This window comes from Vibrio sp. FF266 (assembly GCF_041439695.1).
GTDB classification, from domain to species: Bacteria; Pseudomonadota; Gammaproteobacteria; order Enterobacterales; family Vibrionaceae; genus Vibrio; species Vibrio tasmaniensis_A.
The window spans coordinates 48,460-60,348 of record NZ_JBGOOO010000028.1; the positions used below are offsets into that span (position 1 = coordinate 48,460).

The 11,889-nt window shown below is 45.0% G+C and carries 11 protein-coding genes; 3 read left to right on the plus strand and 8 right to left on the minus strand.

Annotation, left to right across the window (positions count from 1 at the left end; genetic code table 11):
- The first annotated feature begins 8 nt into the window (after positions 1–8).
- On the plus strand, positions 9–1,895 hold the full coding sequence (locus ACED59_RS18110; RefSeq protein ID WP_029223812.1) for a methyl-accepting chemotaxis protein: 1,887 nt from the start codon (positions 9–11) through the stop codon (positions 1,893–1,895).
- 106 nt (positions 1,896–2,001) lie between these two features.
- On the opposite strand, the gene ACED59_RS18115 is transcribed toward ACED59_RS18110, so the two are convergent.
- On the minus strand, positions 2,002–2,403 hold the full coding sequence (locus tag ACED59_RS18115) for an ACT domain-containing protein (protein WP_017096972.1): 402 nt from the start codon (positions 2,401–2,403) through the stop codon (positions 2,002–2,004).
- 509 nt (positions 2,404–2,912) lie between these two features.
- Between ACED59_RS18115 and ACED59_RS18120 the strand changes: the two genes are divergently transcribed.
- Together ACED59_RS18120 and ACED59_RS18125 are read left to right on the plus strand one after the other, a co-directional pair.
- Positions 2,913–3,728, plus strand: coding sequence for a TauD/TfdA family dioxygenase (locus ACED59_RS18120; protein WP_017096971.1), 816 nt, complete (start codon positions 2,913–2,915; stop codon positions 3,726–3,728).
- Positions 3,729–3,999: 271 nt separating this feature from the next.
- On the plus strand, positions 4,000–6,048 hold the full coding sequence (locus ACED59_RS18125) for a response regulator (RefSeq protein ID WP_017096970.1): 2,049 nt from the start codon (positions 4,000–4,002) through the stop codon (positions 6,046–6,048).
- Between the two features lie 153 nt (positions 6,049–6,201).
- Here ACED59_RS18125 and cqsA read toward each other — a convergent pair whose 3' ends face one another.
- From cqsA to ACED59_RS18160, 7 genes are all read right to left on the minus strand, one after another.
- On the minus strand, positions 6,202–7,383 hold the full coding sequence (cqsA, locus tag ACED59_RS18130; RefSeq protein ID WP_012604149.1) for an alpha-hydroxyketone-type quorum-sensing autoinducer synthase: 1,182 nt from the start codon (positions 7,381–7,383) through the stop codon (positions 6,202–6,204).
- Positions 7,384–7,774: 391 nt separating this feature from the next.
- A complete protein-coding gene (locus ACED59_RS18135; protein WP_017099315.1) occupies positions 7,775–8,464 on the minus strand; it encodes a DUF4376 domain-containing protein in 690 nt (229 codons plus the stop codon).
- Positions 8,465–8,474: 10 nt separating this feature from the next.
- The gene (locus ACED59_RS18140; RefSeq protein ID WP_371704789.1) at positions 8,475–9,266 is read right to left on the minus strand and encodes a hypothetical protein; all 792 of its coding nucleotides are present in this window, start codon (positions 9,264–9,266) and stop codon (positions 8,475–8,477) included.
- Positions 9,266–9,853: a YmfQ family protein gene (locus ACED59_RS18145; protein WP_371704790.1), complete on the minus strand. Its 588-nt coding sequence runs from the start codon at positions 9,851–9,853 to the stop codon at positions 9,266–9,268. Before ACED59_RS18145 ends, ACED59_RS18140 begins: the two co-directional genes overlap by 1 nt.
- Positions 9,838–10,905, minus strand: a complete 1,068-nt coding sequence (locus tag ACED59_RS18150; RefSeq protein ID WP_371704791.1) for a baseplate J/gp47 family protein — start codon at positions 10,903–10,905, stop codon at positions 9,838–9,840. Before ACED59_RS18150 ends, ACED59_RS18145 begins: the two co-directional genes overlap by 16 nt.
- Positions 10,895–11,350, minus strand: a complete 456-nt coding sequence (locus tag ACED59_RS18155) for a phage GP46 family protein (RefSeq protein ID WP_371704792.1) — start codon at positions 11,348–11,350, stop codon at positions 10,895–10,897. Before ACED59_RS18155 ends, ACED59_RS18150 begins: the two co-directional genes overlap by 11 nt.
- A 2-nt stretch (positions 11,351–11,352) precedes the next feature.
- The coding region (locus ACED59_RS18160; protein ID WP_371731372.1) for a phage baseplate assembly protein V at positions 11,353–11,889 on the minus strand (537 nt) is incomplete at its 5' end.

Genomic DNA, 11,889 nt, shown 5'->3' on the forward strand with positions numbered 1-11,889 from the left:
GGTTTCCTATGTTCAAGAAACTCTCGCTTAAAAATAAGCTGGCGATCTCTGCTAGCATGGCCATTATCCTGGGGGGGATTTTGGTCGAGGTATTGTCTTTTCGTGCTTCATTGCAACGGTTGGATATTGAAGTTGAACAGCGCTTAGAAGGTGCGTCAGCTTCTTACAATCAATATGTATCGGATTGGATCTTATCCAAAGAGCGTGCGCTTACTTCACTTTCGAAGGAGTCACAACAAGAAAGCTTGGTCACTCACCTGAAGCAGGTTCGTGATTCAGGCTCGTTTGATAATGTGTTCTTAGCGTTCCCTGATGGCTCGCAAAAAAATGCGAATGGCGTAGTGTTGCCACCGGGCAATGATGATCCACGCGTATGGGGTTGGTACACCAATGCGGTTGCGAACCCAAGTAAGGTGTTCATGGATAACCCAACGGTTGCCGCGGCAACTGGGGCGAACGTTGTGTCGTTGGGTACTGCAATGCAACTGCATGGCCAGCAGGTCGTTTTAGGTGCTGATGTAGAAATTACCGACATTCTAAACAGCCTTGAAAAAGTGATTCTTCCAGGCGAAGGCTACATGTTTATCGCGACCAACAAAGGCACGGTTTACACGCACGCTGATACAAAGTTGCTGAATGAGAACATTAGCTCGCTAGGGCTAGATTTTTCTGATGTACAGAAGGCACTGACTAGCGGTAAAGACACGGCTATCGAGTTAAATGGCAGCGACTATGTTCTGTACGCACGTGCGATTGATGGTACAAGCCTGATTACTATCAGTGTTGTTAATCATGACTCTTTGGTTGCACCGTTATTTGATGCGGTGATCGGTCAAGTGTTGGTGACACTGTTGGTTGTGATTGTATGTACCATATTGTTTAACCTGCTGTGTACTATTCTGTTCCGTCCGTTGAACCATGTGTCTCAAGCATTGGCGCAGATCGCTAATGGTAGTGGTGATTTAACTCAGCGTATTCATGTTGAGAACCAAGACGAAGTAGGAGAACTAGCACAGAACTTCAACACTTTTGTAGGAAGTTTACAGCAGTTGATTGGTCATATTCGTGGGCAATCAGAGCAGCTTAACAGCCAGTCAGAGAAAAGTACTCAGCGAGCGAATCGTTCGGTGGACGAGCTTAATCATCAACAGCAAGAGATCACCATGGTGGCGACGGCTGTAACGGAAATGGCGAGTGCAACGCAAGAAATTGCATCGCATGCTGAGCAAACCGCAAAAGCGGCACAAGACTCTGCGACAAGCACTAATAGCGGTCACGCCCTGGTTGTCGATACTAAAGGTTCTATCAATAACCTCGCCAATGAAGTGAACGAGGCGGGCAACGTGATCAGCGAGCTAAACAAGCATGCTCAAGAGATTTCGACGGTACTTGCTACGATTCAAGGTATTGCAGAGCAAACTAACTTGCTTGCTTTGAATGCTGCTATTGAAGCGGCGCGTGCTGGTGAACAAGGTCGTGGTTTTGCTGTAGTTGCAGATGAAGTACGTGTGCTTTCTCAACGAACTCACTCTTCAACAGAAGAGATAAAGTCAACGATTGATGTTTTACAACGCACAACGGCTCAAGCGGTTGATCTTATGGAGAGCAGCTCGAAACTGGCAATACATTCCGTCGAAGATGCCGACCGAGCTTCACATGCGCTAGAAGAGATCAACACAGCGGTGGCTTTGATTAGTGATATGGCGACTCAAATTGCTACCGCAGCAGAAGAGCAAACGCACGTGACGGGTGAAATTACTCAGAACATTACGACCATTAAAGATGTTACGGACCACTTAGTTGTGGGCGCACAGGACAGCTTAACTGAGTCGAACGAACTTAAGAGCCAAGCCGCTGGTTTAAGTGACAAAGTGGCGACTTTTAAGCTTGCTTAACTGTGTCACTCACTGATGCCTGATCAGTGAGTGATTGTTAAGCAATAAGCCAAAGCGACGTAGATTACGTCGCTTTTTTTGCGTCTGTGAACAATAGAATTCTTTACTAATCTACTTCTGAAAATTCTCTTAGCGCACTCATTGCGGCTTCAGCTTTGTCTTTCTGAACGAAGATATGGTCGTGATAGTAGCCTGCAACAACGTTAGCGCTAATGCCGTATGAGCCAAGCTTTGTCGCAAAAGCAGCCGTCAATCCAACCGCTTCAAGGCTCGAATGTACCGATAAAGTGATCAGGCTAAACACAGCGTCGAAGTTTAGCTGAGCTTTGGTCGCAACGTCTTCTTCCAGAACCAGTGTTAAACCTTCTTTTTCACGAAAAGTCGAGATTGGATTGAGCTGAACATAGTCTGCTAGCGCTCCGTCGACAGTGCAAAAAACATAGTTACCGTCGATTAATTCTGGTGACATGGATTTCAGTAGAAGGTCTAGATCGGTAATGGCAGTCATAGTCAGTTTCCCAGCGTTAATAAGTTTATTGAAGATGCATGCAGTCACGATAGAAGTAACTGGCAGTTAAGTAAAATTAATGATTTTAATTCAGCATCAGTTTTACTAATGGCAAGTTTTCCTCTTTATTGATGGCATCGAACAAGTGCTGAGTGGTGAGATGCAGTGGGACTAAACTCATTATCTCTGTTGTGTTTTAGAAAATCCTGGAGATTGTGTTACATTTAAGTTGATACACAACTGGAGATATCGATGATCTGGCTTTCAGTGAAAGTACTACAGATTGGACTTGTCTATGGATACAGGAAGTATCAAAAAACGAAAAGAGCGCCTATTTAGGGGCTCTTTTTTTAGATGGCCTTGTTCTTATTAAAGTGAGACTTTCTTTTGGAACGTACAGTGTTGAAAGAAATGTTGTATTTGTCCGGTTTAATAACAGGCTATTCCTCTCAGTCTCAGTCTCAGTCTCAGTCTCCAACTCAACTTAGAGAAAACCAAAAAGAAAAAGTATGTTGAAAATAGAACAAGTTACCCCTCATATCGGTGCGCGAATCCATGGAGTCGATCTCGCCACATGCAGTGTGACTGAGCTCGATGAGGTTTATCAGGCGCTGATTACCCATCAAGTCATCTTCCTAGGTGATCAAGTACTCTCACCAGAACAACACTTGATGATTGCAGAGCGATTTGGACAGCTCGAGCTTGCGCATCCCTTCTTTCCTCGCGTCGAAAGCGCACCTCAGGTGAGTGTCATCGAAACAACCCGTGGTAATGCACCCATGGAAAGCTATTGGCATACGGATCTAACCTGGCGCAACGTGCCATCGAAAGCTTCTTTGTTGCATGCTCAACATATTCCAAGCACCGGTGGGGATACGATTTGGTGTTCGATGACTGCGGTTTTCGAGTCATTAGATGAAGACATGAAAGCAAAATTGAGAGGGTTGTCTGCGACTCATTCGCTGGTGGCTTTCGAGGGAGTTGAGCCAGATCAGATAGAGCTTGATTGGCACAAATCACTACTTAAAACCGCGCAGCAAAATCCACCTGTAATTCATCCTGTTGTTCAGAGCCATCCGGAAACCGGTAAAGAAACACTTTATATCAATGAGCAGTTTACCCGTTATATCAACGAACTTGACCGACAAGAGAGTGATATTTTACTTAACCAACTGTTTGAAATTGCACGACGCCCTGAGTTTCAAGTCCGTTTCAAATGGGACAGGGAATCAATGGCTATTTGGGACAATAGGGTAACGCAACATTACGCGGTGATTGATTACGGCGATACTCCAAGAAAGATGCATCGCGTTACAGTGACATAATGCAAACGAAGAGGCGCAGCACTTGCTAAGGCGCGTTATTGGTGTAGGCGTGAGCGTATAAATCTGAATCACTTAGGGATGTTGTCTGAGTTAAAGTATGAAACCGAGACTTTATTCATCTAAGTCATAATAAAATCAAAAGCGTTGATACATATTTGATTGAAAGCTCACTGCTCTGAGGTGATGTGTAATATACTCAGCGGAAAACATAAGAACCAACATCAAATTTTAGACTTTGTAAACGTTAGGGCTTAGTAAATAAAGTATTTGTATGAACGCGATTCGTAAAGTTTATCAGTACGCAGAACCTAACCTAACCCTTGTGGGTTGGATGGGCTTTGTCGGTTTCCCTGCTTACTACATTGTATGGGAATTCTTGTTTCCGCAACCCTATGAAAATTTAGCCGTGCGTCTGTTTTGCTCGGTATTGTTCCTTGGGATTGTTGTTCGTAATCGTATTCCATTTGATTGGCGAAAGTACCTTCCGGCTTATTATCAAGTCGCTATTACCCTCTGCTTACCGTGTTTTTTCTTTTACATGCTGCTGATGAATAACTGGTCCAACGTATGGGTTATGTCTTTCATGTCGGCTATTTTCCTCCATATTCTATTAGTTCACGTCACCCGAGTGATGTTTGCACAAACCTTCGCCGGGATAGGGATTGCTACCTTGTGTGCATGGGTGGCACAAGGCTTCTACTTAGAGCTCACTATGGATTGGACGCATGTGCCAATCTTCTTATTTATCTATTTGTTCGGTAACTTATTTTACTTCCGTAATCAGGTGGAACATGAGAATAAGGTGTCATTGGCGAAATCTTTTGGGGCCGGTATCGCGCATGAGATGAGAAACCCACTAAGTGGTTTACTGACTTCTATTGATGTTATGCAGTCCATATTGCCGAATCCGAAAAGTGGTGGCCACCAAGGGCAATACGCTTTGAGCAATGAAGAAGTTATACAGTTACGTGAAGTGGGTGATGAAGCGATGGAGATTATTCACTCAGGTAACGAGACGATTGATCTTCTATTGACTTCAATTGATGAAAACCGAGTATCTCGTTCTACGTTCAAGAAACATTCAGCTCAAGCGGTGGTTGAAGGGGCTATAGATAGCTTTAACTATAAGCGCTCAGCTGATAAATCAGCGATCTCTTTAGATGTACAAAGCAACTTTGATTTCTTGGGCAGTGATACCTTGTTGAAGTACGTGATGTATAACTTGTTCAAGAACGCATTCCATCATCGCAGCCCTGAAGATTTTCATATTCATGTCACCATGTGCAGTGATGACGTGACCAATCAAATTATGGTTACCGATAACGGAGCTGGTATTTCAAACGATGTCATTCGACGTATTTTCCAGGATTTTTACACCACCGGCCAATCAGGTAACTACGGCTTAGGTTTGCCATTTTGTCAGAAAGTAATGCGGTCGTTTGGTGGAGAGATTAAGTGTAAGTCTGAGGTGGAACAGTGGACGCAGTTCACGATGACTTTTCCATCTTTGACTTCTCACTCTGTGAACGAAATTAAGAGTGAGCTCACTAAGCTAAAGACAGTGTTGATGGTGAGTGACCAGAAAGTACTCTCTGATAAAATTACTGAGACATCACGTTCTATGGGGTTTGACCTCACCGTATTAGACGTTGTATCAGCACTTAAAAATAAGGAATATCAATTTGAGTTCGACTTGATTTTCGTTGATATGGAGAGCTTAGATTTAAGAGCCAATTACCTCGATAGAATTGAATCTTTGCTATCGTTCACTGAAGCGAGAATCATCTATTTGTATGAGCATCATCCCATTAAGCGTGTTCGTAACGTTGCTTTTGAACCGATTTGGGTGGAAACACAAGTTTGGCTACTGAATACCAAAGCCACCATCGAGCGCTTACTTTTCGATTCTAATTACGTGTTGCCATCGGTTGCTGTGAAACCACTAGATGCGACTAATAAACGTACGATAATGGTGGTGGATGACAACGAATCTTTGCGCCGTTTTACCGCAATGTTATTGGAAAAACAGGGCTTTGACGTTGTACAGAAAGAAGATGGCCAACAAGCGTTAGATGCTTTGGATACCGAGGATGTTGATTTGATTCTGATGGATATCGAGATGCCAATTATGGATGGTATTGAAGCTTCTCGTCGAATCCGTAGTGCTGCCAAAGAATACTCTACAGTGCCGATTATTGCTCACACAGGCGACAGTTCCCCAGTGACATTGGAAAAAATGGAATCGTCAGGCATGTCAGATTTTATTGTGAAGCCAGCAGATAAAACCCGACTGTTCGATAAAATTGCACACTGGATTTGATTTGTTGTACCGTCCGGTTATCCAGCTGAACTAGATGAATAGATGAACACAAGAAAGAGCTCAGCAATTCGCTGGGCTCTTTTTGTATCGCGACATGATAGCGTCTATTCAGTCCTGCCGTTTGTGTTAGTTATAGAATTGGTGTGTACAGTGTTATACGAACTCTAACTCTGGGTGATGGTACGCTTCGTGACAAACGGTGAGCACATGGTCAATGTCTCGTGGTGTCATATCGGCATTCACTGAAAATCGGATGATGTTCTTGTTCTTGCCCGTAGCGGGGCGGCAGAACACCGCACCGAACACATTCCGTTCTTCGAGGAAATCGCGAACACGTTCAGTGTTTCTTTCACTACCACATTCTAATGCCACAATTTGAGACTCGCTGCGGATATTAAAGCCAATTCGTTTTAGACCCGTAGTCAACGATTTAGCACGCTGGAACAGAGCCTGTCGTTTATCATCTGCACTTTTGATTACCTCTAATGTTTTCTCTAAACGGACCACCTCTTGTGGTAACACGGTCGAGCTGAAAATCGCGGGATAAGCAACAAACGGTAAGGTTTCTGAAAGTAGTTTTGGTCCAAGGATCGCGCCTGCACGATAAGCAAAGGTTTTAGCCAAACTTACGGTGATGAAGTCGACTTGCTTTGTAAGGCCCAATGCGTGAACTATGCCGGCACCATTTTCCCCATGCGTGCCCAATGAATGCGATTCATCAACGACGACGGCACAATCAAACTCTTGCGCCATTTCGTAGATGTCGCGTAGTGGGGCGATGGTCCCAATGGTACTGTAAACCGAATCGACCACAATAACGCCTGAGCCGTGGCGCTCTAACTGTTTACGCAGGTGATTCATATTGTTATGCATAAACGGGTGGGCGATGCCGCCAGCGGCACGAATGCCTTCCCATAGCGACATATGGGCAAAAAAGTCGATATACACCGATGTGTCCGGCGGGCAGATGGTTTGTAATAGTCCAATATTGGCCGCCCAACCTGACTGAGAAAGCAAACAGCTCTCCATTCCGACATAGTTCGCGAGCTCGGTTTCAAACGCAGGTTTAGACTCTTCATCTTGTAAAAAAATTGCAGACATCACTACGTTGTCATCGTGTTCAATAATCGCTGCTTGATGGGCGTCTTGGATCGGTTTGTTGTGTGACAGTGCTAAGTAATCATTGCTCTGCATCACGACGGCATTGCGCTGAGGTCGTTTACCCAATACCAAGTGCTTTTGGCTTTGGTTCTGGGTAATGAGGTCTTGAATATAGAAATTCAAGCGTTCTTCGATAAAGGAAGGTAGTGGTTTGTTTTTTGTTGTATCACTCATAATTATTCTCTTCAAATACGGGAAAACGCCAGCGCCGGCGGTTGTATATTGAAGTTAAAAAGTGATGTGTCATTAGTCAGTTTGCATAATTTTGTATGTGCTAGCAAACTCAGTATTTAAAGGTATCGAAGCGAGTCATTTTCCTTACGGTGCGGGGCTTTAACCTAGATCAGATAGGAATGATAGCCTTCTTTTTTATGATAAAAGGCTATTAAAATTCGGTGTTCTAATGACCATGAAAAAGTCGATTCTGAAAAGCTTTGATGTCCTAGCTGCGTATTATGAACTGGCACGTTGTAGCGCGCCTCGCGATATGAACAACAAAGCCTAGCAAATTGCGCACAAATGTAAATGCTCAAAATACTAGGCTTAAATAGCGTTTAAAGAATGTTTAACTTTGTGGCCAGCCAACTGGGTAGTTAAGAATTTCATCGAAGTCTGTTAGTGCTTCCACTTCTTTCTTCATAGTGCGTTGTCTATCGTGGATAGCAAAACCAAGCTCACTGATAGCAATCTTCACCTGCTTCAACTCTTCAAGTGTCATACCTTCATGATCTACATTGTTAGCATCTGTCCAGTATGGCGGCATCACAGCTGTCAGTAGCGTTGAATCGATGCGTAAACGAGCACTAGGCCCTGCATCCCACTCACCATCAATGGCTACAACAGTTTGAGTCTCTTGACCTTCTAAAGCAGCGCGCCAATTGTTTATTTCTGCTCGCTTTGCGTTCAACGCCTTCTCTTTGTTAGGAACCCAATCACTACCAACAAAGTCATGGTAAGGCGTTGGTGGCTTCTTGATCGTGTATTCATCAGTTACCAAAGACTTGTCATCAAACTCTTTATGAATCTGAGTTTGCTTATGGTAAGCCGTAACTTCTTTGAACTTGTCTAACACCTGCCATTCGCAGTCTTTTACATTAGCTTTTAAATCTTGAGTGCTAGGGTCATATGACGGAAGGGGAGCTAGCAAAGCACACTGCGGTACAAGAGGAGTTTTATATCCTGCTGGCACGCTAAGTGCAGTAGAGTGTGTGTATAGTAATGTGCTTGGATTATAGTGATGCGCTACTTCGTTCATTGATTAACCTCTATGCTGGGATTTTTCCACGTTCGATACATATATTTATATGACCAGATTTGGGGCGATTTTCGCTTGCCGTAGGGACTAATCTTGAAGCATCAAAATCATAAGAAGAAAGATACATCGAACTACCCGATAAAGCAGCGGATACGCCCTGAACCACCTTCGGTATCGATGACATCGCACCGTTAAATATGGGGGTGGTGGGGTTCCCAAGGAGCTGAGCATGAACTGTTTGTGTTGCTCCCGTAATGTTTCGTATCGCATCACCCTGAGTTTCACCCAAAGCCACACCAGAAGGATTACCACGAGCAAAATGACCCAAGTACCAGTTAGGAAGGCTGAACGTAGTCGAACCATCTCCGTCACCGTAATACATCGCGTACTGCTCTGGATTAGCGTCTTTAGTCGATTGAGCAATAACAAGTCCACTGGTGGCTGCATGAGCCCACAGCACATCATCTACTGTTCTCGAAACAATGGAACCATCAGCTTTCAACAACCAATCTGGAATTTGCGCAGAGTGAATTTCGGCCTTTTGACCAACGCGATATTGAAGTGAATTAACCGCCGAAGCTTCAAGTAGTTTCTGAAGGTGATCGAATTTGTCTGGATCATATGCTACGCCTTTAGCCGTTAACGCGGTCTGAAACTCACGAATCACCGCATTAAACCAATCTTGCCCTGGGTAGCTTGGTGCGCCATTGTCATTGCTTTCACTGAAGTACCCACGTGTACCGACTCTTGGCTTGAGTGGTGGGGCGTTCTCGACCTGAGAGCCATTATTGAGATAGTGCATTACACGCTCTCCTCATAGATGAATTCATAGTACTTACCACCTAACTTGAACTGGTTTAGCGTACATTCCAGAATAGCGGCGGTTTGAGATACTAACGGGGTTAAACAATCGTCTAGGCACGTTGCGTAAGCTTGTGTAATGCCTTTGACACGAATACGTAATAAGTGGCGGTACTTCTCTTCATAGAGCGGATAAGTACAACCACGTAAGCAGTGGTGAGGGAAGATTTCTTCAACCTCGATATCAAATCCTAAATCAGCACCAAGCTTGTCGATGTTCCATACTTGCAAACCACCTTTACGGTGATACTTTTCAACTACAGCAGCACGGCGTGATTCAAACGTTTGGTTTTGAACTTGGCACTCTGGAAGCCCTAAATACTCTTCCCATTCGTCTAGTAGTTGCTGAGTAGTTTCAGGGCGCATTTCTAACAGTAAACTGCCTGCGCTAACCTCTACCGCCTCTAGTCTTGGTGCATAGCCTGCCGCGTACTTATGAAGGTCTAACGATGCTGAACGCTGCCACAAGATACCTCGTGGCATTTGCGCCATTATTGAGTTAGTCCATTGCTCTACAGAGTGGCCCATGTGATCACTCCAAGCTCATGTAACTCATTCGATACAGCAGGAAGGTCAGCATTCAGATCTAGCGAATAGTCTTCAATACCTGGTGCTGAACCTATAGCGGTGCGCACAGCACTTACAAGCAGCGTACTAGCAGGGCTTAACGTTTTAAAATAGCTGTTGATACTGGTCTGCACACTAGCGCGAAGCTCTGTGTTATCTGGCGTGATATTGATGTCTAAACCCGTCACTTTCAGCGTTAACTGAATCGGCACTGGCTCGATGCCAGCAGGGCGACCAACGTCACTGCCTGTTGCTGGGTCTTTATGGCGATAAATGTAATCAGACATCGCTTGTTGGTCGGTGACATTAGGCAGAATATCGGTACGGCCATCAAAGACAAACGCATAGCCAACCGTTGAACCACCTTGATAAGCATCGATAGCCCAAGCACGAGTAACCCCTGCAACTTCACGGCACCATGCCACGTAGTCATGCACCGCACCGCCCATTGGTGGGTTACGCTTACGAAACAACAAACGCTCAAGCACTTCAGCAACGGATTCTATTTCCGCACCACCTGAAATTTCACCCGTCACACCATTAGGTTGAATACCTGGCACGGTAGACACTAGTGTCAGCGTTTCACCTGCCGCGAGATTACCCGCTACCCCTGATTCTTCCGCTTCTACTTCCACTAAAACGCTGCCACTGTCTGGCGCGTTAGATAGAGTCACTCGATACAAGCGGTCATCAGAATGCGTCATCACAGTACCAACGGGAATAGGCACACTACCTGTAAAAGTAACGGGGCCAGCGGCATTCGTTGCAAGCTTTTGAATCACGCCTTCATAGCGCGCTGCATCGATGATGGTCTGGCCTTCAGATTCAGTCGAAGGGATGATTTGACGCACGATCCAAGATTGGTAATCGTAGAGGTCACGAACGCTGCCGCTCACAGAAGAGTTAAGCGCTTGCTCAATGCCAAACTTAGGTAAAACCTCATCCAACGAGGCTTCAATATCGATTAAACCGCTTTCAATAAGCTGGCGTAGCGTAGGAACGTTAAACGGCACGTTGCGCCTCCCATCGTTTCATAACGGTCAGTGAGATGACTTCGTTGTCTGGTTTGGTGATATTGATAGACAAGGCAAGGGTTTGAAAACGAGGAATAGAGCCAACCACAGACACGCTTTTTGCCATCTGGCCATCACCGTTATCAACCAACATCCAAGCCAGTGCATCCTCTGCGTATTTCACCGCACGGTTACGCACATCGGTAGTCAGTTTTTCACGGTAAAGCAGCCAAAGTTTTGAGCCCCATGGCGCATCGTAAAACGTGTCACCAGGCCAGCCTCTAAAGTCGTTTGAATCGTCGGGTAAGCGGTCTGAAGTATCGGCGCGGGCATCGGTAAACAACGAGATCAAAACGAGGGCTGAAACTGTGTCATCTGCGACACTTCCGCCCTCGATAATGATTCCTGTGTTTTTCATCATGTCGAACACGATGCTCACGCTCATAGTTAACCCACTGGTGCTGAAGTATTCCTGTTCTCTGCATCTTTGTGGAAGTGGCCAAGGTAGCTAAAGCCGCCTGCGGTTAAATCTAAACCGCTAACAACGCTGGCAGAAGTAATGCCGCCAGTAGCAAAAATACCAAGGTCTGTAGATATCCCACCTGTTACATGCAAAGGGCCTTGAATCAATGTTTCAGGGGAAATAATAGTGAAGGAATTAGCGGCTTCAAAAATAACGTCGGTTGCTGTAACAACCACCTTGCCATCTTTGGTTAAGCGGATTTTATGACCTTCCAAATGGTAGAGGAAAACGTCACCGCTTTCACCCTTTGGACGATATTTTTTATCTTCGACGGCCACAGCAACCAAGTTACCTAGATTACCACCGATAGCCGCAAGAATAGCTTCAGAGCCTATAGGTGGGAACGAACTGCAACCGTAGTTTTGAAAGCGCTCGATGTCATCCGCAGATTCATCAGAATGAAGCTGTACCTGAATATTCTGACGCTGTAAGTCTTCCACAACTCCAGAAACTAACGCACG

Excerpts from the sequence above, each read along its gene's own strand:
- ACED59_RS18140 (WP_371704789.1), bottom strand. The coding sequence starts at position 9,266 with ATGCACTATCTCAATAATGGCTCTCAGGTCGAGAACGCCCCACCACTC.
- ACED59_RS18145 (WP_371704790.1), bottom strand. The coding sequence starts at position 9,853 with ATGGGCCACTCTGTAGAGCAATGGACTAACTCAATAATGGCGCAAATG.
- ACED59_RS18125 (WP_017096970.1), top strand. The coding sequence starts at position 4,000 with ATGAACGCGATTCGTAAAGTTTATCAGTACGCAGAACCTAACCTAACC.
- ACED59_RS18155 (WP_371704792.1), bottom strand. The coding sequence starts at position 11,350 with ATGAGCGTGAGCATCGTGTTCGACATGATGAAAAACACAGGAATCATT.
- ACED59_RS18110 (WP_029223812.1), top strand. The coding sequence starts at position 9 with ATGTTCAAGAAACTCTCGCTTAAAAATAAGCTGGCGATCTCTGCTAGC.
- cqsA (WP_012604149.1), bottom strand. The coding sequence starts at position 7,383 with ATGAGTGATACAACAAAAAACAAACCACTACCTTCCTTTATCGAAGAA.
- ACED59_RS18115 (WP_017096972.1), bottom strand. The coding sequence starts at position 2,403 with ATGACTGCCATTACCGATCTAGACCTTCTACTGAAATCCATGTCACCA.
- ACED59_RS18120 (WP_017096971.1), top strand. The coding sequence starts at position 2,913 with ATGTTGAAAATAGAACAAGTTACCCCTCATATCGGTGCGCGAATCCAT.
- ACED59_RS18135 (WP_017099315.1), bottom strand. The coding sequence starts at position 8,464 with ATGAACGAAGTAGCGCATCACTATAATCCAAGCACATTACTATACACA.